The sequence below is a fragment of the Lysinibacillus fusiformis genome (assembly GCF_016925635.1).
GTDB classification, from domain to species: domain Bacteria; phylum Bacillota; class Bacilli; order Bacillales_A; family Planococcaceae; genus Lysinibacillus; species Lysinibacillus fusiformis_F.
Window position 1 is genome coordinate 164,707 of record NZ_CP070490.1, and the last position, 24,116, is coordinate 188,822.

Annotated in this window: 22 protein-coding genes, 1 riboswitch and 1 other annotated feature; of the genes, 5 read left to right on the forward strand and 17 right to left on the reverse strand. The window is 37.9% G+C overall.

What is annotated here, in order from left to right; genetic code table 11:
• Positions 1-150 precede the first annotated feature (150 nt).
• The 8 genes from JTI58_RS00790 to recD2 all read right to left on the reverse strand — a co-directional run bounded on the left by JTI58_RS00790 (position 151) and on the right by recD2 (position 10,933).
• Positions 151-678, reverse strand: a complete 528-nt coding sequence (locus JTI58_RS00790) for a DUF1292 domain-containing protein (protein ID WP_205444562.1) — start codon at positions 676-678, stop codon at positions 151-153.
• A gap of 688 nt (positions 679-1,366) precedes the next feature.
• The gene (locus JTI58_RS00795) at positions 1,367-1,675 is read right to left on the reverse strand and encodes a DUF1292 domain-containing protein (RefSeq protein WP_036124332.1); all 309 of its coding nucleotides are present in this window, start codon (positions 1,673-1,675) and stop codon (positions 1,367-1,369) included.
• Between the two features lie 19 nt (positions 1,676-1,694).
• Positions 1,695-2,111 (reverse strand): Holliday junction resolvase RuvX, encoded by a 417-nt coding sequence (ruvX, locus tag JTI58_RS00800; protein WP_016994166.1) that lies wholly within the window; start codon positions 2,109-2,111, stop codon positions 1,695-1,697.
• Positions 2,112-2,113: 2 nt separating this feature from the next.
• Entirely contained in the window at positions 2,114-2,380 is a 267-nt protein-coding gene (locus tag JTI58_RS00805; RefSeq protein WP_004226839.1) for an IreB family regulatory phosphoprotein, read from the reverse strand.
• Positions 2,381-2,468: 88 nt separating this feature from the next.
• A complete protein-coding gene (alaS, locus tag JTI58_RS00810; protein WP_205444564.1) occupies positions 2,469-5,129 on the reverse strand; it encodes an alanine--tRNA ligase in 2,661 nt (886 codons plus the stop codon).
• Between the two features lie 88 nt (positions 5,130-5,217).
• Positions 5,218-5,434 (reverse strand) — a binding site (T-box leader).
• A 68-nt stretch (positions 5,435-5,502) separates the two neighbouring features.
• Complete coding sequence (gene corA, locus JTI58_RS00815; protein ID WP_205444566.1) at positions 5,503-6,468, reverse strand: magnesium/cobalt transporter CorA; 966 nt, start codon at positions 6,466-6,468, stop codon at positions 5,503-5,505.
• Positions 6,469-6,714: 246 nt separating this feature from the next.
• Positions 6,715-6,880: riboswitch (M-box (ykoK) riboswitch) on the reverse strand.
• Positions 6,881-6,928: 48 nt separating this feature from the next.
• Entirely contained in the window at positions 6,929-8,362 is a 1,434-nt protein-coding gene (hpaB, locus tag JTI58_RS00820) for a 4-hydroxyphenylacetate 3-monooxygenase, oxygenase component (RefSeq protein WP_205444568.1), read from the reverse strand.
• Positions 8,363-8,500: 138 nt separating this feature from the next.
• The gene (recD2, locus tag JTI58_RS00825; RefSeq protein ID WP_205444570.1) at positions 8,501-10,933 is read right to left on the reverse strand and encodes an SF1B family DNA helicase RecD2; all 2,433 of its coding nucleotides are present in this window, start codon (positions 10,931-10,933) and stop codon (positions 8,501-8,503) included.
• Positions 10,934-11,121: 188 nt separating this feature from the next.
• On the opposite strand from recD2, the gene hisA reads away from it, so the two are divergent.
• The 4 genes from hisA (at position 11,122) to JTI58_RS00845 (ending at position 13,919) form a co-directional block, all read left to right on the forward strand.
• Positions 11,122-11,889 (forward strand): phosphoribosylformimino-5-aminoimidazole carboxamide ribotide isomerase, encoded by a 768-nt coding sequence (hisA, locus tag JTI58_RS00830; RefSeq protein WP_205444571.1) that lies wholly within the window; start codon positions 11,122-11,124, stop codon positions 11,887-11,889.
• Entirely contained in the window at positions 11,886-12,173 is a 288-nt protein-coding gene (locus JTI58_RS00835; RefSeq protein WP_205444573.1) for a hypothetical protein, read from the forward strand. The genes hisA and JTI58_RS00835 overlap by 4 nt, the downstream gene beginning before the upstream one ends.
• A gap of 131 nt (positions 12,174-12,304) precedes the next feature.
• Entirely contained in the window at positions 12,305-13,180 is an 876-nt protein-coding gene (locus tag JTI58_RS00840; protein ID WP_243456270.1) for a putative peptidoglycan glycosyltransferase FtsW/RodA, read from the forward strand.
• Entirely contained in the window at positions 13,170-13,919 is a 750-nt protein-coding gene (locus tag JTI58_RS00845; protein WP_205444574.1) for a GTP pyrophosphokinase, read from the forward strand. Before JTI58_RS00840 ends, JTI58_RS00845 begins: the two co-directional genes overlap by 11 nt.
• An 89-nt stretch (positions 13,920-14,008) precedes the next feature.
• Here JTI58_RS00845 and JTI58_RS00850 read toward each other — a convergent pair whose 3' ends face one another.
• The 5 genes from JTI58_RS00850 to cymR form a co-directional block, all read right to left on the reverse strand.
• On the reverse strand, positions 14,009-15,448 hold the full coding sequence (locus JTI58_RS00850; protein WP_205444576.1) for an MDR family MFS transporter: 1,440 nt from the start codon (positions 15,446-15,448) through the stop codon (positions 14,009-14,011).
• A 165-nt stretch (positions 15,449-15,613) separates the two neighbouring features.
• Complete coding sequence (locus JTI58_RS00855; RefSeq protein WP_205444577.1) at positions 15,614-16,273, reverse strand: tetratricopeptide repeat protein; 660 nt, start codon at positions 16,271-16,273, stop codon at positions 15,614-15,616.
• 74 nt (positions 16,274-16,347) lie between these two features.
• Positions 16,348-17,472 carry a tRNA 2-thiouridine(34) synthase MnmA gene (mnmA, locus tag JTI58_RS00860; protein WP_205444578.1) on the reverse strand — a complete coding sequence of 375 codons (1,125 nt, stop codon included), beginning with the start codon at positions 17,470-17,472 and terminating at the stop codon, positions 16,348-16,350.
• A gap of 77 nt (positions 17,473-17,549) precedes the next feature.
• A complete protein-coding gene (locus JTI58_RS00865) occupies positions 17,550-18,698 on the reverse strand; it encodes a cysteine desulfurase family protein (RefSeq protein ID WP_205444580.1) in 1,149 nt (382 codons plus the stop codon).
• A gap of 346 nt (positions 18,699-19,044) precedes the next feature.
• Positions 19,045-19,464 (reverse strand): cysteine metabolism transcriptional regulator CymR, encoded by a 420-nt coding sequence (gene cymR, locus JTI58_RS00870; protein ID WP_004226809.1) that lies wholly within the window; start codon positions 19,462-19,464, stop codon positions 19,045-19,047.
• Positions 19,465-19,667: 203 nt separating this feature from the next.
• Between cymR and JTI58_RS00875 the strand changes: the two genes are divergently transcribed.
• Entirely contained in the window at positions 19,668-20,957 is a 1,290-nt protein-coding gene (locus tag JTI58_RS00875) for a replication-associated recombination protein A (protein ID WP_205444581.1), read from the forward strand.
• Positions 20,958-21,040: 83 nt separating this feature from the next.
• Here JTI58_RS00875 and JTI58_RS00880 read toward each other — a convergent pair whose 3' ends face one another.
• The 4 genes from JTI58_RS00880 to JTI58_RS00895 form a co-directional block, all read right to left on the reverse strand.
• Entirely contained in the window at positions 21,041-21,757 is a 717-nt protein-coding gene (locus tag JTI58_RS00880; RefSeq protein ID WP_205444583.1) for a hypothetical protein, read from the reverse strand.
• Positions 21,758-22,039: 282 nt separating this feature from the next.
• Positions 22,040-22,558 carry a hypothetical protein gene (locus JTI58_RS00885; RefSeq protein ID WP_205444584.1) on the reverse strand — a complete coding sequence of 173 codons (519 nt, stop codon included), beginning with the start codon at positions 22,556-22,558 and terminating at the stop codon, positions 22,040-22,042.
• Between the two features lie 209 nt (positions 22,559-22,767).
• Positions 22,768-23,154, reverse strand: coding sequence for a hypothetical protein (locus JTI58_RS00890; RefSeq protein WP_205444586.1), 387 nt, complete (start codon positions 23,152-23,154; stop codon positions 22,768-22,770).
• 140 nt (positions 23,155-23,294) lie between these two features.
• A complete protein-coding gene (locus JTI58_RS00895; protein ID WP_066036487.1) occupies positions 23,295-24,056 on the reverse strand; it encodes a tRNA threonylcarbamoyladenosine dehydratase in 762 nt (253 codons plus the stop codon).
• Positions 24,057-24,116: the final 60 nt, after the last annotated feature.

The following is a 24,116-nucleotide window of genomic DNA, read 5'->3' on the forward strand; positions in this document are numbered from 1 at the left end:
AGGAGAAATACATGTTTTTTCTCGAAAATCCCTTAAATTCATTTAAAAATACAAAAATTTCATTTACAGATAGAATATTTTTAGACCATTGATAGAAAATTTCTATTAATAAACAAAAAACTCTGAGTGGTTGTTAGCCACTCAGAGTTTTTACAATTCGTTTAATACATCTTCAACAAATACCCATTCTTCATCAGTTTCAATTGGTAATAATTCTTCTATAGAACCGTCATTTCCAGACAGATATTGAGCCGCAAAAATATCTCGTTCCCCTATAGGTTCATCCGTCGCTGGTACATACAAAACATACGATTTACCGAATTGCTCAGATGAAAACGTATGAATGACTTCACAAACTTGATCTTTCCCTTCTTCATCCGTCACGGTAATTAGCTGTGGCTCTTCCTCAAATTCATCAAGTAGTGTTAACACCACTTCATTAATCATTTCCCATTCTGTATCTGTTTCAACAGGCTGTAAATTGGTCATCTCACCTGTACTATCATCGTAATCAAAAGTCATCGCTGACAGGTCCCCTGGGATTTCTTGACCTTTTTCATCTACAAGAGAAAATAACACATAAGACTTGTCCTCTGCATCAAATGTAAAGACCACACGACACTGCTGTTCCTTTCCATCTTTTCCGATAATCATAAATTCTTGCGTTTCTTCATTCATACGGTTTCCTCCTTTTTGACAATTTGATGTCAATTATTAAAAAGTTTTTTTATCGAGTGGGGTTAAGGCACTTTTTGATTAGGTTCTTCTATTTTTGAGCGGAGCTACTCTACTTTTGAGCGAGTTCTCTTATTTTAGGAGCGGGTCCACTCATTTCAGGAGCGCTTCTTCTCTACTTCTGAGCGGGTCCCCTCATTTTAGGAGCACTTCTTCTCTTCTTTTGAGCGGATTCACCCTCCTTAAGAGCACTTCTTCCCTACTTCTGAGCGGGTCACCCCATCTTAGGAGCGCTTCTCACCTAATTTTGAGAGGGTCGCCCCATCTTAGGAGCGCTTCTTCTCTACTTCTGAGCGGGTTCTCCTATTTTTGGAGCGCTTCTTCTCTACTTTTGAGCGGGTCCACCCTCCTTAAGAGCACTTCTTCCCTACTTCTGAGCGGGTCACCCCATCTTAGGAGCGCTTCTCACCTAATTTTGAGCGGGTCGCCCCATCTTAGGAGCACTTCTTCTCTACTTCTGAGCGAATCCACTCATTTTAAGAGCAATCTCCATCATTTGTGGATCAAAATTCACACATTTATCGAGCATTCACTCCTTAATTTAACAATCCTTGTACAAAGAAGAGTGTCAATAAAAAAGGAACAAGGACTGCAAGCTGCGATCCTTGTTCCTAGCTTTGAAGTTAGAAGATTATTCTTCGTTTTCATCCTCTAATGCATTTAAAACGTCCTCTACCATATCCCACTCTGCTTCAGTTTCGATTGGTGTTAATTCACCATCTTCGCCATTTTCAGATGGTACGAATGAAGATACAAAGATTTCAACTGAACCATCTTCATCTTCCTCTGCACCTACCATTGAGTAAAACACATATGATTTGCCAAACTCTGGAGATTCATGAACGTGAATCACTTCACAAAGCTGCTCGTTTCCGTTTTCGTCAATCACTGTAATGTGTTGAACATGTAGTTCTTCTTCATGGTTATGCTCGTGTGTCATGCCTAAGTCACCTCATCAATTAATTTTTGCTATCTAAGTAGCCTTGTAAAATCATCACAGCTGCCATTTTATCAATGACCTGCTTGCGCTTTTTGCGACTCACGTCCGCTTCAATCAGCATGCGTTCTGCAGCCATCGTCGTTAAACGTTCATCCCATAACTTAACCGGTAGTGAAAATGTTTCTTCCAACAACTTTTTATAGTTCTCGGATGCTTCACCACGCGGTCCTACCGTATTATTCATGTTTTTTGGGTATCCTACAACAAATTCTGTTATAGTATATTCCTTTACTAGCTCGGCGATGCGGTCAATGCCGAACTCTCCGTTAGCCTCATCAATTTTTACGGTTTCAATACCTTGAGCAGTCCACCCCAGTGCATCACTTACTGCCACACCAACAGTTTTCGACCCAACGTCTAATCCCATAATTCTCATTTCTAGTCCTCGTTATTCTTTTTGATATAAAATTTAACAAGCTCCTCTAGAATTTCGTCACGCTCAAGCTTGCGAATTAAATTACGAGCATCCTGATGGCGAGGAATATACGCCGGATCACCAGAAAGTAAGTAACCAACAATCTGATTGATAGGATTATATCCCTTTTCCTCTAATGAAGAATGTACTTTCAACATTACCTGCTTGACTTCCTGTTCCATTGATTCTTCTGGAAAATTAAATTTCATCGTTTGATCAAATGAACTCATGACCAGCACCTCGCTTTCAGAAATAAGGAGATGTGCAAACACGCTCATCTCCAATTTCTCTTTATTATAACATGTTTTGGTGAATTAATTAAATGGATTTAATATAATCATACACAGAAAGTAGTGCTTCATCAAGTTTTGATGCATCTTTTGCACCTGCCATCGCCATATCTGGACGACCGCCACCTTTACCACCGCATGCTTCTGCAACCATTTTCACAATATTCCCCGCATGGTAATTGCCACCAACTAATTCTTTTGAAACACCAGCACATAACATGACTTTTTCGCCATCAACTGCTCCAAGAACAATGACTGCTTTTGGCATTTTCACTTTCAAGTCATCCATCATTTGACGAAGTTGATTGTTATCCTTGGCTTCCACTTTTGTAGAAAGAACTGTCACATCTCCAATTATTTGAGCGGCATCTACAATTGCTCCTGCTTGTGCATTGGCGATTTTTTGAGATAAAGCTTCGTTTTCACGTTGCAATTCTTTATAGTCGGCTTGTAATGCCTGTACTTTTGTGACAATATCTTTAGCATTTGATTTTAATAATGCTGCTGCATCATTTAATAATGCTTCTTCTTCTTTTACTGCTTCATAAGCAACTTTACCTGTAACAGCTTCAATACGACGAGTACCTGCACCGATACCACCTTCTGAAACAATTTTGAAGAAGCCAATTTCAGAAGAGCGTTTAACATGGATACCACCACATAGCTCAATAGAATAATCTCCAATTGATACTACACGTACAACATCTCCATATTTTTCACCGAACAAGGCCATGGCACCCATTGCTTTTGCTTCATCAATGCCTTTTTCTTCAATAACGACCTCTATATCATCCCACACTTTTTCATTTACAATACGTTCAATTTGTTGTAATTCTTCTTTTGTAACTTGACCAAAGTGAGAGAAGTCAAAGCGTAAACGGTCAGGGCCTACATATGATCCAGCTTGGTTCACATGATCGCCTAGCACATCTTTTAATGCACGTTGCATAATATGTGTCGCTGTATGGTTTTTAATGATTAAATTACGATCATCACGATTGACCACTGCTTGCACTGCATCTTCCACATGCATTTCACCAGATTCAACTACTACTGTATGAAGCGGTTGACCATTCGGTGCTTTTTGAACATCTTTTACAATAGCCGTAAAACTATCATTTGAAATTGTACCACTATCGGCAATTTGGCCACCCATTTCAGTGTAGAATGGTGTCTTCGCTAAAATAACCAATGCTTCTTGACCTTCTGAAGCGACTTTTGCTACTTGACCATTGACGATCATTGCAGCGATTTCAGTACTAGCTGTTAACGTATCATAGCCAACAAATTCACTTGCAACCGTTAAGTTTGCTAATACTTCATTCTGTACTTGCATCGAGTCAACATCTTGACGAGCAGCACGCGCACGTTCACGTTGTTCTTCCATCGCTGCTTCAAAACCTTCATGATCTACTTTCATGCCGACTTCTTCTGCATATTCTTCCGTTAACTCGATTGGGAATCCATAAGTATCATATAAACGGAAAGCATCTGCTCCTGGAATATAATCATGACCAGCTGCTTTTTGAGATTCCACTACTTCATTAAAGATAGCCAAACCACCGTCTAATGTTTCATGGAAACGAATTTCTTCATTTTTAATGACACGTTGAATAAATTCGCATTTCTCCGTAACTTCTGGATAGAAGTCTTCCATAATTTTACCCACAGTTGGTACAAGTTCAAACATAAATGGTTTTTCAATACCCATTTGCTTAGCATAACGAACAGCACGACGTAGTAAGCGACGTAATACATAGCCACGGCCTTCGTTTGATGGCAGGGCACCATCGCCTATAGCAAATGCTACTGTACGGATATGGTCTGCAATCACTTTAAATGGTGTATTAATATCTTCTTCTGAGCCAAAGATTTCATTTAAATCTACTTCACCAGGACGCTTATATTTACGGTTGGCAAATTCCTCGATTTTTTCAATGATTGGCATAAATAAATCTGTATCAAAGTTCGTTGGTACATTTTGAACGACTGATACAATACGCTCTAAGCCCATACCTGTATCAATATTTTGCTTTGGTAGTGGCGTGTAAGTGCCATCAGGATTATGGTTGAATTGAGAGAACACAAGGTTCCAAATTTCAAGATAACGCTCGTTTTCCCCACCTGGATACATTTCAGGATCATTATCATCTGAGCCGTATTCTACACCACGATCATAAAAAATCTCTGAGTTAGGACCAGATGGACCTTCTCCAATATCCCAGAAATTTCCTTCCAAACGAATTAAACGTTCTTCTGGAATACCAATTTCCTGATGCCAAACATCATATGCTTCCTGATCTTCTGGGTGAATCGTAATAGATAATAACGCTGGATCAAAGCCCATCCATTTTTTATCCGTTAAAAACTCCCAAGCGTAATGAATCGCTTCTTTTTTGAAGTAGTCACCAATAGAGAAGTTTCCTAACATTTCAAAGAACGTATGGTGACGAGCTGTTTTCCCAACATTCTCAATATCGTTGGTACGGATTGATTTTTGTGCATTTGTAATACGTGGATTATCAGGAATGATACGCCCATCGAAATATGGTTTCAATGTTGCAACACCTGAGTTGATCCAAAGGAGTGATGGGTCATTTATCGGCACAAGTGGTGCTGATGGCTCATGATGGTGCCCCTTTTCTTTAAAAAATTCCAAATACATACGGCGAATATCTACTGCTTTCATTGGATAAATTCCTCCTATTTAATATTGTAAAATCACGATACGAATCCTGCGATTTACCGAAGAAAATAAAAAAAGCCCTCATCCCCAAAAAAGGGACGAGGACTTGTCATTAGTCTCGCGGTACCACCCTAGTTGTAAGTAAAAATTCTTACTTACCTCTTTAGCACTTGTAACGTCAGTGAACGGCAGGGATTAGCTGCACTCTGGAGTAGCTTTCGGCATTTGCTGCTGTGAGGATTTTTTCAGCCTAGAAATCCCTTTCTTGTACACAGACAAATACGTACTTTTTCCATCATCGTTTTTACTTTTTCTATCAAAAATTATAAAAAAAATCTATTGCGCTGTCAATTAGTACTAGTATGACTAACACGAACTAAGCAATCATTTTTTTGAAATATACCCACATACCCCACGTAAAAATAACTAAAAAGGCACTGATAGCAATAGTTGTATAGGGTGAATCTTGATAAGGTAAAGGTACATTCATACCAAAAAAGCTAGTAATTACAGATAGCGGCAACATAATTGTCGAAATGACCGTTAATAAATTCAGCTTTTCAATAGATTTACCACTGATTATTGAAAAATACGTATCAAGCGTGCTGTTAACTAAATCACGATAAGTCTCTGTGGAGTCGACAATTCGTTCTAGATGGTCATTCAAATCTTTATAGAATGGAATATTTTCTTCTTGAATATCAAATTTCCACTGGCCATTGATTGATGAAAAAATTCTTCTTTGTGGCATAATGGCCTGACGAATTAAAATAATTGTCCGCTTCAGTGCAAGAAATTCCTCTGTCACCACTTTTGGTTGATAATCATAAATTTCTTCTTCCAGTTCATCTATACGTGCTCGAATTCGTTCTAATACCGGGAAGTATTCGTCTGTAATCCCGTCAATAATGGTATGCAATAAAAAATCAGTACCCTTTTCCAAATATTTTGGACTATTGATACAAACATTCTCCATGTTGCCTAGCCATTGCAACTTTTGTTTATGCACAGTTACAATATAGTTTGGTCCCATAAAAATATTTAACTCCACTGTTGTAATTTCATTATTACTTTTCTCATTATAGATTGGTGCATGGAGCACAAAAAATTTATAATCACCATAACTATCCATTTTCGGACGTGAGCCCTCATGTAAGCAATCTTCCACTGCTAGTGGATGAAAGCCAAATATATCTGCAATATTATTCAATTCATTATAACTATACGCATATAAATCTACCCATAATAAGTCTTCGTTATGAATAGGAAGTTGTAAATCAATCATATTGAAATCATGTTGGACTGTCTTGCTGCTGTTATTATAATAGTGGATTTTAATCATTGCATTTCACCTCGTGTTTTGTTATTGAGGGAAACAAAAGGTCATCCTTTATCACCTTTTGTCTGCATCGGTGATCAGAAATCGATGACTTTTTAATTGTTTCCGTTTGCCTAAATGAAACTTATTCGGTTCAGGACTACTATCCATTTCTCATCACCTTCCTTTCATAACAAAAACACGCCTTCTACGAATGAAGGCGTGTTGAATACACATATCAAAAAATAGCAATTAAAAACATTGCATGCTTGTTACCTTCAAACGTTGAGTTTTAGCACTATGCGGCATAGGAATATGTCCAGCTACGTTAAAAAACACCTTATTTCGATGATTTCTGTTGACCCATTGGCGTCTCTCGACATTTTTGGGTAGTAGCGTATCTCCAGCATAGGAGCCTCACCTAACGAAGGGATATTAATTTTTTGTTCCTCCACATCATAGCGGATTGCCTCATGACTGTCAATCAATCATTTTTCAAAAAGTCTTCCACTCTTTGCACTAAATGCTCCCGTTGATAAGATTGATAGAGCAGGCTAGATAAACGCACAGGATCACCAAAGAAAAAGCGTTCGTACAATGTTTGCCTTGTGCCAAAACTACTCATCGTTAAATCCCATGCTAAACGGAATTTCTTTACTCGCTCCTCGCCTTTATCTTGGAATGATTGTAAATAATGTTCTAGGTCACCCTCATCTGCTGCAAAAGCTTTTTCAGTCGGTATGGACATCAATCCACTTGCCCCAAGTTGCTGGATAATTTCCGTAAAAGTTGGATAAACTTTCGGGAAAATTTGAATGGCTACTTGCAATGTTGAGAGATCTGGTCGAAGAAAGCCAAACATATCTCTGTGTGCATCTATTTCTGATTTTACTAGCATTGCCTTCATCGTTTCTAATGTCACAATCACATCCACCACTTTTTGTTGTACATGTTGGTAGTCACCGATATTAATGGTGTCCACAATCGACTGCACAACGCCTAGTACAAATTCGGTCTTCGCAATTTGACGAGAAAGCACTTGATGTAAACTGTAAGCTTGGAAGCCGCTGACATTCATAAATTGATTGGCTACTTCCACATTTTCGTAGTAAAAAACGCGTTCCCATGGGACAACTACATCATCAAACACAACGATTGCATCCATTTCTTCAAAACGCGCACTTAACGGATAATCAAAGGTAGAATCTCCTCCTACAAATGATTGCCGACATAAAAACTTTAGTCCTTTGGTGTTACTCGGTATAGAAAAGCCAAAACCTTTTCCCTCATCATAGCCATTTGTTGATAAAACAAGGAGCTCATCCGTTATACCACCCTGTGTTGCGAGTAATCTTGCTCCTTTGATGACTAAGCCTTCACTTGTCTTTCCAATAATTTTAGCAGCAATGGTCACTTCTTCATCCTCATAGTAATAGCGCTTGCGATTTACCTGTGGTTCGATAAAGGTATGTGTCATCGTAATATCATTTTCACGAGCATACTCATAAAACTTCAGCAAATGCTCTGGAAAACAATTTGGCTTATCTTTTAAAAAGTCTGACGCCGATGCCAAGGCCATTAATGTTGTATTCATATAATCAGGGCTTCTCCCCATAAAACCATGAGAAGATAATGCCCACTCCCTTGCCGCATGGCGCCTTTTCACAAGATCTTCTGGCGTCAATACTTGAAGAAAGGACATGCCAACTCTCTGTTTGCTAGTTGGCGATTCATAGGTCATTTTTTCAAGAAATGCCGCTTGATGTTGTAAATCAAAAAGTTTCGCTTGACTTTGCATAATTCCTTTAAAGGCAGGATGTTCTGACACCTTTCCTGTCACGACTTCCCCATCTATCGAAATATACGTTTTTAAAGCATCAATTCGTTCAATATACTGCTGCCCTGTCATTATTGGCATGCTGTCACCCCTATACATTTCCTATGTTTTTGTACTCATCTAGTATATGAAATGTCCAAATATTAGGTGACGATACGATCAATTAGAAAAACCCGATTAGACAGTCTAATCGGGTACATATAGCTGATGGTATTTATTTTAATTATCCAAAAAATCATATGGAGAGACATCATTCATACCAATCATTGGATGAATATAAGGGGCTGTTTCTACTGTTAGCTTTTGTTCAATGGAAACAGGCTCGTTCATTCCTTCATCTTCTACTGGCACTGCCTCTACTTTCTCAAGTTCTTCATCGATTTCCATTGGATTAAGTCTTGCACGTAACGAGGTGAAACGTTGTAGGTCATCTGTACGTTGTAAGCCATCTGCAAGCACATCAGGTTCACCACATAAAATCAAAAAGTTTTTAGCTCGTGTAATCCCTGTGTACAAAAGATTACGCCGCAGCATTTTGGAATACCCTCTAACAACAGGCATAATAACCGTTTGAAACTCAGAGCCTTGCGATTTATGGATAGAACAACAATAAGCTAGTGTCAATTGATTGAGATCACTTCGTTGATAGGTCACTTCAATGCCATCAAAGGATACGATCAGTAAATCTTGTTTTTCTACTGTCTCTTTTGCCTTAATAATACTAATGACCTCTCCCATATCTCCATTAAAGACATTGCTTTCAGGTTGATTGACTAACTGAAGGACTTTATCTTTTATTCGATAGGTGACATCTCCAAAGACTAGCTCTTTTCTTGTTCCTGTATCATTTGGATTAATAAGCTCTTGAATCATTTTATTTAAATTATCTATGCCAGCCGGTCCTTTATACATGGGCGCTAACACTTGAATATTGCGGATTTCCTGACCTTTTGTGACAGCACTTTTGACAACCTGTGTGACCACATTGGCAACTTGATCGGCTGAAGCTTTAATAAACGAACGATCAGACGTTTTAGCTGTTAACTCTTTTGGAATCGTTCCTTTTTTTATTTGATGGGCTAGTTCAATAATCGTTGAGCCTTCTGCTTGTCGGTAAACATCTGTTAGCTCAACGGTTGGCAGCTGTTTGGATGCTAATAAATCCTTTAACACCTGTCCTGGACCCACTGGTGGGAGCTGATCCTGATCTCCTACAAAGACAACCTGTACATCCTCATGTAAAGCTTTTAATAATTGATGGGCAAGCCATGTATCCACCATGGACATTTCATCCACGATAATCAGCTTCCCTGTCACTTCCCGCTCTGTTTCCTCCTCTTTTTCTTGCCCTGTAAAGCCAAGCAGTCGATGAATGGTCATCGCAGGAAGCTCTGTTGATTCGGCTAATCGTTTAGCAGCACGTCCAGTTGGCGCACAAAGGATGATCGGAAAAGGCTCTTCTTTTTGAGCATACTCTTTTGGATTTAAGGATAAGCCATGAAGCTTTGCATAAACTTCCACGACTCCACGTACAACAGTCGTTTTCCCCGTACCAGGGCCACCCGTTAAAATCATCACAGCTGAATTTAAAGCCTGTTCAATGGCATTTGCTTGTGTTTCTGCATAGGTAACATGGAGTAGCTCCTCTGTTTCCCCAATGGCTTTTCGAATTTCATCTTTACTAAAATGTTCAGCCTTGTTATTTCGCTCAATTAGCGATACGATTTTCGATGCAATTCCAACCTCTGAAAAATAAAGTGATGGTAAATATAACCTCGTCTCTTCACCACAAATTTTGCCTTCTTCACGCAGTTCGATACAGGCTTGAGAAATGTCCTCGAATGGTATCTCCTGTCGTTGGCTTTGTTCAAGCATTTCCTTGACGAGGGGTAAAACATGTTCGGCATCTAGATAGACATGTCCATCCGATAAAGCAGCTGTATTTAAAATATGGAAAATCGCTGCTTTGACACGATCAGGATGTTTGCCGGTTATACCTAATTTTGCACCTAGCTCGTCAGCTCGAAAGAAACCAACCCCTTCCACATCTTCAATCAAGCGGTATGGATTTTCTGTCAGTAATTCAATGGCTTCTGTTCGATAGGTTTGATAGATTTTCATGCCAAGCTGGGGACCAAATCCCCACTCATTCAGTTGAATCATGACCCGTTCTAAGCCTAAGTTTTGCTCAATAGTGCGATGAATGACTTCTTTTTTTTCAGCGGATAGACGTGGAACAGAATCGAGTGCACTAGGATCTTCTAAAATAACACGGAGTGCATTAGCACCTAGTTTTTCAACAATCGTTTCAGCCGTTTTTTTCCCAATCCCTACGAATAAGTCACTAGATAAATAATGAATAATCCCTTGCTCAGTTGCAGGAACCTCTTTCGTAAATGTCTCAATTTGAAATTGAGCACCGTATTTAGGATGCTGTTTTAAGATCCCTGTAAAACGATATTGTTCATCCATTTGTAATGGTGGAAAATAACCTACAACGATAATTTCTTTATCTTCATATTGCAAATTCGTCTCTTGAATTTTCACTCGTACAATCGAATACATATTTTGTGCATTATGAAAGATAGAGACGATCGGACGTCCGAGTATAAAAAATTTATTAAGTTCAAATAAATCTAGGTGATCTGTCATGTTCGGTCCGTCCTTTCTTATAGTTTTCAATCTTTTTATTTTACCATAGCCTCATGAAAATATAGCAGCCAAAAATATAATCGCTTCAATATTTTACATTATTTTGACAAATGACAATTCTCTGCCTTTATTCTCCGTTCCATGCTATGATAAATAAGAATTAGTTGCACGGAAGGATTGTGAAATTATTGGAATTTAGACCTTGCATCGATTTACACGATGGCAAAGTAAAACAAATTGTAGGGAGCACTTTGGGGTATACGAATCAAGCAGTTGTAGAAAATTTTATTTCTCATCATGACGCTAGCTACTATGCACAAATGTTTGCCCAAGATCGTTTAACAGGTGGACACGTTATCATGCTCGGTTCAGGTAATGAAGATGCTGCCTTATCCGCTTTAACAGCTTATCCTCAAGGCTTACAAATTGGTGGTGGCATCACAGCTGACAATGCTCAAAAGTATATTGATGCAGGTGCTTCACATGTCATTGTCACATCCTATATTTTTCATGATGGTCAGCTAGATTTAGCACGTTTAAAGCATTTAAATCAATTAATTGGTAAAGAACACCTTGTCATCGATCTCAGTTGTAAGATGCGTGACGGGAAGTGGTTTGTCATGACAGATAAATGGACTACATTTAGTCATTTCGAAGTCAATGCAGCATCCATTGCTTATATTGAAGGTTTTTGTGATGAACTGTTAATTCATGCTGTCGATGTTGAAGGAAAAAAGGGTGGCATGCAGGAAAGCTTGGTACGGGATTTAGCTGCTTGGACATCTATCCCTACTACCTATGCAGGCGGTGTCCGATCAATTGAAGACTTAGAAAGATTTAACCAATTAGCCAATGGAAAACTTCATGTAACCATTGGGAGTGCGCTCTCTATTTTTGGTGGCGATTTACCTTATACAGATGTAGTAGAATATTGTAAAAAAGGCGGGATCTTGTGAAGCTTATTTATAAAGATTATGTTTTTCCATTTCAAGAAACAAATTTAGAGAGAATCATAGATGGTAAATATTTTAAAGTGAATAAAAAAGATGATTCTCTTGCGATTCAAGTGCAACTTGACAACGAGCAAATGTTACTGGAATTTTCAAAATCATTAAAGGCAACATGTGGCTTTTTACGCGATCAAGAAACAGAACCTTATATCGGAACCTATATTGATTTACAAGTTTTCGTTGATGAGTTTAATAAGCGTTATAACTTAAATGCTGAAATTATTAGTTAAAACAAGGGGTAACTAGCTTCCCTTTGTTTTAACTCCACACCTCTTCTGCATTATTCCTTTCTCGTATTTCTGAAACCTTTTCATTGTCATGTGAGTTATATATTGTATAGCATGAACTATAGGGGGTTCACATGGCTAAACTTCATACTCAAAATTTCCTACCTTATTTTTTTATGCTTCCCGCCCTTCTCATAGGGATGATCACCATGATCTCTTACGGCGTAGGCTTCTCTATTTGGATACAAAACCTATTCATCTGGATTGTAGGCGTTCGTTTTTGCTATGTTGTTTTAACTAAAACTAGCCTTAAACTTTTAGATAAAAGCCCTCTTTCTATCACATCTGTATTAATTATATTACTCATTATGCCCTTTTGGTTTAATGGTATAGAGGGTGTCCATCGATGGATAATTGTTGGTCCATTTCATTTTTATATGGCTAGTATTATTTTACCTATGTTAATTATTTATTTATGGAAGCTTTCAAAAAGTAAAAATTTATTATTTTCTATAGGATTCATAATCCTCATAGAAGGTATATTAATCATGCAACCAGATGCAGGGCAACTCACTGCGTTTGCTTGTGCATCCACCATTATTTTATGGCGAGCTATAGAAAATTCGAAAGGGAAGTATATTACCCTAATTATATTAGCCATATTTGTCCTAGCATCATGGATGTTTCTTGATCATTTAGCTCCAGTCCCGTATGTAGAGCAAATTATTTTTTTAGTGGCTGATATGGGAAGTATTTTCCTTTTTGCAGGTGTGATAGCACTCCTAATGTTAGTATATCCATTCTTTATCCCATGGAAAAAAGATACATTGGCAATGGCTTTAGGTCTATATTTTCTAATGACAATCCTTGTTACTTTCCTTGGTAATTTTCCAATGCCTATTATGGGCTATGGAATTTCACCAATTATCGGCTATCTCATTGCAATCACCGCCCTACAAAAAATAAAAATCGAACAAAGAAAGAAAGGATTTACAAACGATGAAAACTGAACTAGAAGTAAACACTTTAAAATCATTCCAAACTGAATTAACACGCTTCTTTTTAGCCTACAAATTTGCTCTCCAAGAAGTGGAAACGAAAATAAATATCTTACAAGAAGAATTTAAGCTGATACATGAATATAATCCAATTGAGCATATTTCTACACGTGTCAAATCACCGAAAAGTATTTTAACAAAGATGATGAAAAAAGAGCTTCCTCCATCAATGGAGGCTGTTCGTGAAAATATTCGTGATATAGCAGGTGCTCGCATCACCTGTTCCTTCGTGGAGGATATTTACAAGGTAAGCGCCATGTTACAAGCACAGCATGACATAGAAGTTGTTGCGGTGAAAGATTATATAGCCAATCCAAAAGAAAATGGCTACCAAAGCTTACATCTCATCATTAAAATCCCTATCTTTATGTCAGACCATATGGAAAAGGTCTATACAGAGATCCAAATTCGTACAATTGCAATGGATTTCTGGGCAAGCTTAGAGCACAAAATTTATTATAAGTATAACAAAGAAGTACCCGAGCATATTCGACTTGAATTAAAGGAAGCCGCTCTACAAGCAGCTGAGTTAGATCGAAAAATGGAGCGACTGAATAAAGAAATCAATATTTTAAAGGAAAATGAAGCAGAGCCTTCATTGCTAGACAGTACCCCGATCGCCCATCTAGCTAAATACTTAACGGATCTTCCTGGCAGTAAGATAATCGATAATGCTCTATTCAAAAAATAAATTCATTCTTAAATATGTTCATCAAATGAAAAATCCACCTCACACTCTGCATGATCACAGAATATGAGGTGGATTTTACTGTTTATTCGCTATTGCGCCTTGGATTTCGTTGCTACAAAGAAGGAGAAAATAAGAGCACAAATGGCAAAAATAAAGGTAGCGACATATACGTAACTGACGCCATTCGCAATGGTGTCCTTTAAAAAGCTTACTTCTTCTATATTAAAGCCACCTTTTGCAAATTCACCATTTAATTGAATTTCACCTTTTCCTAATGAAGCCATTTTTTCACTCGTTGCTAGGTTGAAAATCATACCAAATAGTGCTGCCCCAATCGCTTGGCTAAATGTATTCGTAAAGGAGTTCAAACCAATTGATATACCAAGCTGCTTCGGATCTGCCACCTTTTGTATGGAAATCATCAACATCGGCATGATAAAGCCCATCCCTAGTCCAATTAATGATGAAGCGAAATAAACGCTGAAATCACTAGAACCTGAAGATAATCTTGCCAACAATAGCGCACCCGTAACAAGTAAAATCGTACCCATTTGGATAATGCGTTTATTTGTTAAACGTCCGATTAAATAACCTGCCATAATCGAGTTCACCGTCCAAAAAATAGACATCGGTGTTAATAATAAACCAGCTTGTGTTGCATTTTTACCTAAAACACTTTGGGCAAATATCGGAATATAAACCGTCACACCAATGACAATAGACATGCCGCTTAAAGTTAAAGCATTAATGACCATTAGTCGTCCATTTTTAAACAGAGTTAACGGAATAATTGGCTCCTCTGCTCGCAACTCCACCCAGATAAAAATACTTAAGAATACAAGAGCAACCCCATACATTAGCAGCGATTGACCTGATAACCAAGTCTGTGTTTTACTGTTTTCGATAATAACAAATAGCAGTGCCACCATGCCAATTGTAAAAAATGCTGCACCTAAATAGTCAATTTTGCGCTTCACTGCTTCTAGTTGTTCTTTATAATGTTTAGCAATTAAATAGATTGAGGCTAAACCAAATGGTACATTAATAAAGAAAATGAAATGCCAAGATACTTGGTCAACAATAAAGCCTCCAAATAATGGACCCACAACGCCAGACACGCCCCATACCATACTTAAATAACTTTGTCCTTTGGCACGCTCTTTTTCAGTCTTAAACAATTCACCGACCATTGTTAATGTGATGGGTAAAATTGAACCTGCGCCAATACCTTGAATTGCTCGGAAGACTATTAATTGCTCCATGGATTGCGCTAAACCACATAACATAGAACCTACTAAAAAAATAATAATACCTGTAATAATCATCCGTTTGCGCCCAAATAAATCAGCTAGCTTACCAAAAATAATTGCCGCAATGGCTGAAGCTAGTAAATAAGCGGAATAAATCCAGCTTATTAAGTCTACGCCTAATAAATCAGCCGTAATACTTGGAATAGCTGTACTAACAATTGTTCCTTCAATTGCAGCGAGTGCTGTTACAAGTAATAGTGCAATAAATACTTTATTCATCCTGTCACCTTTTCCTTTCCTGCATGACATACATTACCAAGTTTGAACTAAAAATAAAAGAGAAACGAGTTCATTCTATGAAAAAATAAACGATTGATTTGCAGTTTTACTAGACAATTTCAATAAAAAAAGCAGCAAGTAGATTAACTCGCTGCTTATTATCTATCAGTTAAATCGTTGGGCAATCATATCGTAAAGATAACGTGCTTGGTCGTATTCCGGTTGTAAGGTAAAGGCTTGTTTCAAATGATACATCGCATCTTCCGTTTGTTCAGTGGATACAGCATATAGTACACCTAAATTATAATGTGCATCTGCATTATTCCAATCCTGTTCAATCAAGAGATCCAGTTCCTTCTTCCCTTCATCAAACATTTCTAACGCACATAGTACGATCGCATAGGCTAAACGAATTTGTGTATCATCTGGAGCAAGTTCTACCGCACGTTGTAAATAAGGTAAGGCCAATTTTGAGTTATCCATACGCTCAAAGCATTTCCCCATCATATAATAGACATCTGCACCTTCAATATGATGCTTTAGCGCTTGTTCATACAGCTTCACAGCCTCAGCATAGCGTTCAGCATTGTAATATAAATTGGCTAGACCATAATAGGCTGTAGCTGCTGTTTCATCCACAGTAATGGCCTTTTGGAAGAAACGTTCTGCTCGTTCAGTATCCTCTAACACGGCTAATAAATTGCCGAAATTTACATAACCAATAGCATTTTCAGGCTCTGCTTCGATTGCTTTTGTAAATAGTTGAGCAGCATCCTCATAACGTTTTTCTTGAAATGCTTGGATGCCCTGTTCATTATAATTCATTCGTTTTTCACCTCTATGTAGCGAAAGACTGCTTTTAGGGAGCCAAGAGGCCGTAAAAGCAGTCTTAACGCAATTTATCCAACATATGTTAGTTTTTCATTACTTTTAAAGACTTCATCAATCGTTCCGCCACCCATACATTCTTCTCCATTGTATAGTACTACAGCCTGTCCTGGTGTAATTGCACGTACAGGTTCTGCGAATGTAATATGTGCACGGCCGTCTGGTAAAATTTCAACTTCCACTGGTGTATCGGTTTGACGATAACGGAATTTTGCTGTACAAGAAAATTTCCCAGGCAATTTTTTTGTCGAAGTATAGTTCATTTTCACAGCTGTTAGTGATGTAGAATACGAATATTCATTGTCAAAGCCTTGTCCGACAAGCAGAACATTACGTTCTAAATCTTTTCCTAGCACAAACCAAGGCTCGCCGTCTCCACCAATACCAAGACCATGTCGTTGCCCAAGTGTATAGTACATTAAGCCATCGTGTTGACCCATAACAACACCATCCATTGTTTCCATCTTGCCTGGTTGAGCTGGTAAATATTGACTCAAAAACTCTTTGAAATTACGTTCTCCAATAAAGCAAATGCCCGTTGAATCTTTTTTCTTGGCCGTAGCAAGTCCAGCTTCCTCTGCAATTTTACGTACTTCTTTTTTCTCAATATCGCCAATCGGGAACATCACATGCGCCAATTGCTCTTGTGATAATTGGTTTAAAAAGTATGTTTGATCTTTGTTATCATCAACACCACGTAACATTTTTACCTCGCCATCACCACTACGATCAATTCGTGCATAGTGACCCGTCGCTAAGTAATCAGCACCAAGGTTCATGGCATGCTCTAAAAATGCTTTAAATTTAATTTCTTTATTGCACATCACATCAGGGTTTGGTGTACGCCCTGCCTTATATTCTTCTAAAAAGTATGTGAAAACTTTATCCCAATATTGTTTCTCGAAATTGACAGCATAATATGGGATACCAATTTGATTACATACTTTAATCACATCGTCATAATCTTCTGTTGCTGTACAAACACCGTTTTCGTCCGTATCATCCCAGTTTTTCATAAAGATCCCGATTACTTCATATCCTTGTTGTTTTAACAAGTATGCTGCCACCGACGAATCTACCCCACCTGACATGCCGACAACAACTCGAATTTGTGAGGGGTCACGTGTTTCTTTCATTGTGGTCACCTTTTCTTTTATCTAATTACAGTGCATGCTTCAATATTTATAGAAACATAACATTGGTATTGCGCAAATTATTTTTTAGCTAGTTTTTTCACAATTTGAGCCGTTTTTTCCGCTGCATTTCGGATATCCTTTTCCGTTAAATCCTGCCCAAAGCTGAATCGGATGGAGTTTCGTAGCTCTTCTGCACTTTGTCCAAACATTGCTACTAACACATGCGATGGATCAATCGACCCAGCAGTACATGCCGAACCACTCGATGCATAAATTCCTGCCATATCAAGGTTCACTAAAAATGATTCTACTTCCATGCCCTCAAAGCTAATATTTAGAACATGTGGCAATGAATGCACCTCATCACCATTTACATGGAATGCTAGCTTTTCCTGCGAAAAAACATCAAGCATAATTTGCTTAAAGTGATTGTATAGTGAACGCTTTTCTTCACGCAACTCATTTGCAACTTGCACTGCAGTTGCAAAACCAATAATGGCAGGTATATTTTCAGTACCTGCACGACGTTTTTTCTCTTGTGCGCCCCCAAGAGCATAGCTCGCTAACGGTGTGCCCGACTTTTGATAAAGGAATCCAACACCTTTTGGACCATTGATTTTATGAGCAGATACACTCAATAAATCCACCTGCAATTGCTTTACATCAATGCGCTCTAAGCCATAAGCCTGAACCGCATCTGTATGGAAGATGGCACGATGCTCACGTAATAGCTCACCAATTTCAGCAATTGGTTGAATCGTACCAACTTCATTATTTCCGTACATGATTGTCACTAAAATGGTATCTTCACGCAGAGCTTTTTGGACATCCTCAACCGCTACTCGCCCCATTTGATCTACTGGTAAATAAGTCACCTCAAAGCCATCGCGTTCAAGTTTTTCACAAGTATGTAATACTGCATGATGCTCTACTTGCGTTGTAATGATGTGTTTTCCTTCGTTTGCATGGGCATAGACAGTTCCTAAAATCGCCATATTGTCCGCTTCTGTGCCACCACTTGTGAAAATAATTTCCCCAGCTTGGGCACCAATAGAATTGGCTAATAGCTCACGTGCATCATCTAGATATTTTCTTGCTTCTCGACCTGCTCTATGGATACTGGATGCGTTGCCAAATACCTGTTGCATAGCAGTCGTCATCGCTTCTATTACTTGGCCATTCATCGGAGATGTGGCCGCATGATCGAGATAGATATATGAATTCATGTTGAAAACTCCTTTTTTTCATCAATTACGCCTCGGCCTAATTGAGTCAGGATTTTTTCGAGCTTGCTCGAAAAGCTCCTTTTAAAACTTTGTAACATCCGCCAGAGGCTTTAGCTTGATTCAGTTAATGCTTGCAAAATCAATACAAGCATTCTTTGCTCCTCTATGAGAAGGGAGTCTTCCGTACTTGGTGCTTCATTTTCGGTACAAAAAACATTCGCTGAATCGAGACAAAAGCGCAAAACCCACATCACTCATCGTAAAAATAGCCATTGAGATGTGAATAGCTCACAACCGCCCTAAAGAATGAGGTGAATGTAGGAGTAGCGCTTTAGCTTGAACATTATTAAATATAGAACATGTAGCCTTCTACTACATTCTCTTCTGTATATTGTGCTAAATCTTCTATTGTTGTTGTATCTAACACATTTTTTACTGCATCGCGAATACGTAGCCATAACTCTCGTTGAGGTGCTTCTTCATTTTCAATACCCTCTACTGGTTGAATAGGTCCTTCTAGCACACTAATAACATGGGCTGCTGAAATTTCGCTAGGTGGATTGGCTAGCATATAACCACCATAAGCACCACGTACACTTTTTACTAAGCCTGAATTACGAAGCGGAGATACTAATTGCTCTAAATATGCTTCAGAAAGCTCCTTTTCCGCAGCAATTTTACGCAAAGGAATGGGTCCTTCCCCATAATGCTTTGCTAATTCAATCATAATCGTAAGCCCGTATCGGCCCTTTGTTGAAATTTTCATTTTATCACCCTCAATTAGTCTAGTCAAAATACTACCAACAGTATATCATAATCTCCTCTTGATGAACTCGGAAATACACCTAGAAGGATATGATATACTAATTAAAGCGATTCAAAATCGTTCAAAAGCTATATCAGCGCTTTATTTTAGCGTAAAAACATGCACGAAGCAAAAAATGACAACGACTGAAAGGGGGAATTATGTTGCATAATGAACCACTCGCTTTTCGAATGCGCCCTTTAACCCTTGATGAGATTGTTGGTCATCAGGATTTCATTGGTCCCAATACAGCCCTTTATAAAATGATTCAAAATGAACATGTACCCTCCATGTTGCTATATGGAGAACCTGGAATCGGTAAAACATCCATTGCCAATGCCATTGCAGGAAGTTCCAAGCTCCCTTTCTTTGCACTTAATGCCACACGAGCTGGTAAAAAAGATGTTGAAGATATTGTACAAGAAGCCAGAATTTCTGGAAAAGTACTACTTTTTTTGGATGAAATTCATCGTTTCAATAAATTACAGCAGGATACATTGTTACCACATGTAGAAAATGGCTCGATTGTATTAATTGGTGCCACAACAGAAAATCCTTATCATGATGTAAATCCAGCGATTCGTTCACGCTGTGGTGAAATTTATCAGCTAAAACGGTTAACTAAGGAAAATTTAATCGAACTAGTTGAAAAAGCACTGGCTGATGAAAGACGAGGACTAGGTAAATATCATTTTGCATTAACACCATCACAAATTGAACAAATTGCAGCCGCAGCGAATGGAGATGCGCGAAAGGCATTAACTTTGCTAGAATCCATTTATTATGCCAGTGACGAGGTGGATGGACAAACAATTGCTGCCAATCATGTCATTGAGCATCTCATTAGCCGAATTGGTGTGTATGGCGATAAAAAAGGTTCACATTTTTATAATCTACTCTCTGCCCTGCAAAAATCTGTGCGTGGCAGTGATACCAATGCCGCTCTGTATTATTTAGCACATTTATTGGAAACAGGCGATTTAGTGGCTGTCAGCAGACGCCTACTTGTTATGGCCTATGAGGATGTTGGTCTAGCAAATCCCGAAGTTGGCCCTCATATGTTAGCCGCCATACAAGCTGCGGAACGACTGGGACTACCAGAGGCACGTATCCCACTTGCAAGTGCTGTCATTGAAATGTGCCTTGCCTCAAAATCCAATTCTGCCATTGTGGCAATCGACGCTGCCATTACGGCTATACATGAAGGTAAAACAGGCGATATCCCCCATCATCTGCGAGATGCTCATTACGAGGGGGCAAAAGATTTAGGACATGTTGGCTATCAATACCCACATAACACACCGATTGGTACTTTTGGTGGTTGGGTAGACCAGCAATACTTACCAGATGAACTTGTAGGGACAGAATTCTATAAACCTGTAATTGCTGGTGAGGAAAAACGTATGGCAGGCATTTACGAAAAACTCAAATCATTCCATCAAGATAAGAAATAATCATATAAAAGCAAAGTCACTATCTCAAGTAATTGACATGACTTTGCTTTTTTTATAAACAACAGGATAGACTGCTCTAGCAATCATCCTGTAAAGCTCGGGTTATTTGTTGTGTATCGTTCTTGGTAAAACAAATTTAAAGGTTCTGCTACATGTCGAAGTGATGGCAAAATGGATTCTTTCACATCTCCTTCATTTACCTTACTATGCAAAAAAACAATCAAATTATAAGACTGATACAATAAGCTCGCAAACTCTTGATTGTTTTCTCTTACCTCAAAGCGAATTGCTTTTACAGCAATTGCTTGTGCAATTTTTTGTTCTCTCGTCTCACAGGAAGGTTCCTTACTTAATTCATCATCTGACACTCTGTATAACCGTTTTAATGCACCATACACCTCTTGATTTCCACTAAATCGATCTTTTAACCACTGCAAGACAAATTGTAAAAGAATGACTGCATAGATAAGGGAAAGACATTCATCGCCACGCGATTTTTTTGCTAAGCGTTGGAAATATTCTGCTTGTGTGACTAATTCAAAAAGAAGTAAACGAATTGGGTAAAGCATGGCATGGCCGCTATTGATGTATAGCTTTTCTCGATCTCTATACATAGCCAACCAAATATCTTTGATCAATGAAATGGATTTCCTCGTTGAGAGCGCTAATTGACATTGAATAAGCTCCTGTTCAATCGTCGGTTGGATAAGCTGTTGAAATAAAAGTTCATCTTCCTCACTAACTAGTAAAAGTGGTTTTTCCAAATTTGCCAAATCTATTTCTATTCCATTTACAATCATTGCCTAGCCCCCTTCCAATAAGTTCTTACAGCGTTAAGCAGAGTGAGAACATCTATTACCAATTTTTTAACTATAATTCGACAAAAAAACATAAATACCTTTCTAGATAATATGTCTTTTTACTTTCCCTACAATAAAAAAAGAATCCACGATACTAAATTAGGCAAGTAAATCAGTCTTTTTCAACATCGAACATTGTAGAAAAAGCTGATTTAATTACAATTAGTTGCGTAGATTCTTGTCGTATTGGCTATTTTCTGAAAATAGATAGTCTACTATTGTCTAAACCGAAAGTTCTTGATCAACAAATAATTTAAACTGTTGAAGACACTGCTTCACATCACCCTTTTGTGACAGCACTTCGTTGCGTATGATGGTTGCTTTTTCTTCATCATCTAGCACTTCAGTTAAAAGAGCAAAGATATCTGTTAATAATAGCTCATTCTCTTCCTGCTCAATACTCGGTAAGGAATAGGCTGCTATTTTTAATAAACGCTCTACTTTTTCAGGTGTCTCTTGTAAAGCATTCGAAGAATAATAGGTTGATGCAGCTAAAAAGTAGCATAATTTTGCACAACAATCGATAAATAAATGCCAATACGTATTTGCTTTTGGTAATTCCCCTGCTCGCTGATTAACGTATTCCTTATAATAGGTTGTGACTTGTATATATAAAGGATTTAATTCTCTCATGGCTTTTGGATAATTGTTGGATGTATCCAAATAGTCAAATACAATGGCATTCATTTTCTCTTGAAGTTTAACAATATCTAAATGATCACGAATTACTTGAATTTCCATTTTCCCACTCTCCCATATGTCATTTGCTGTTTAACTTCTTGGCTATTCACTGCGTAGCACCAAGCATCCCAAACAAACTGATCGATTATCTAATGGATGATTCAAATTATAGCAATAAACCATATGAAGTAGTGTGGACATGAAAAAAATAAGACAATTTCGTGAATTAATAGCATTTTATGTACATAAGAGGAACTATTTTGGTAAAATTATAACCTTTGTACATAATCATCAAATAACCATGGTTCCTTTGCTCGATCAACAATTTCGATAATACTTCCATTTACATATTTTTTAATGCGCTTTTGAGGTATATAAAAATAAGCATTGTTCATAATTAACCATTCACTTAATGTTAAATCACTACCTGTTTGTTGCTTCGTTAAGATTTTTTTATGTCGCAGAACATCAGCCATTTTATAAAAACCATCTGACAATTCGTAGGCTGATACATCAAAATTAAAAATGGGGCTGACAACTTGTCCAACATCAAAAATATGTATAGTTTGCTTTTCTTCATCTATAGCTAACTCTACTGTGCTAACTTCATCCAAAAAATTTAAACCTCTATACTCCATTTGATAAATTTTTTCCATTTGTATACGCCTCCTTTTTTACAACGGTCTAATTGTAACATAGAAAAAGTAGCTACCTCTAAATACAATTAAGGCAGCTACTTCTACGAAAATGAACATTTATGCTGTTTATTGAATATTACCCAAACCTGTATATGGTACTAACCTTGTACGCGCGTAATTTTTACATCTTTTAGGATGGTATTGACTACCCAGCTGGCAGCAATTAAACCCGCTACGGACGGTACAAAGGCATTGGATGAAGGCGGCATCTTTGCTTTGCGAATTGCTGCATCAGGCTTACCTACATGTTCGACAACATCTGGACGAACGACAATTGGACTTTCATCTGAAAATACAACCGTAACACCCTTATGAATGCCCTCTTTACGTAGCTTTGTACGAATGATTTTCGCCAATGGGTCTGTATGTGTTTTTGAAATATCTGCAATTTGGAAGCGAGTAGGGTCCATTTTATTTGCTGCACCCATACTTGAAATAATAGGAATATTACGTTTTAAACATTCCTTCATTATATGAATTTTATACATCACTGTATCGCTTGCATCGATCACATAATCAATGCCTTGGGCGAAAAATTCTTCATAGGTTTCTTCTGTGTAAAACATATGCATGTCAATCACTTCACATGCTGGGTTAATATCTGCAATACGCTCTTTCATAATTGCTGATTTTGATTGACCTACTGTCGATAGGTATGCGACAAGTTGTCTGTTGACATTTGTAATATCTACATTATCCTTATCGACTAAAATAATACGACCGATTCCGCTTCTTGCACATGCCTCAGCCGCAAATGACCCAACGCCCCCTACACCAAGTATAGCGACCGTTGTATTTTTTAATTTCTCGAGACCCTCTGTTCCTATAGCGAGCTCGTTACGTGAAAATTGATGTAACATCCTGACACTCTCCATCTATGAAATTTTATTAGTAAACCTAGTTATATACTAAGATAAAAT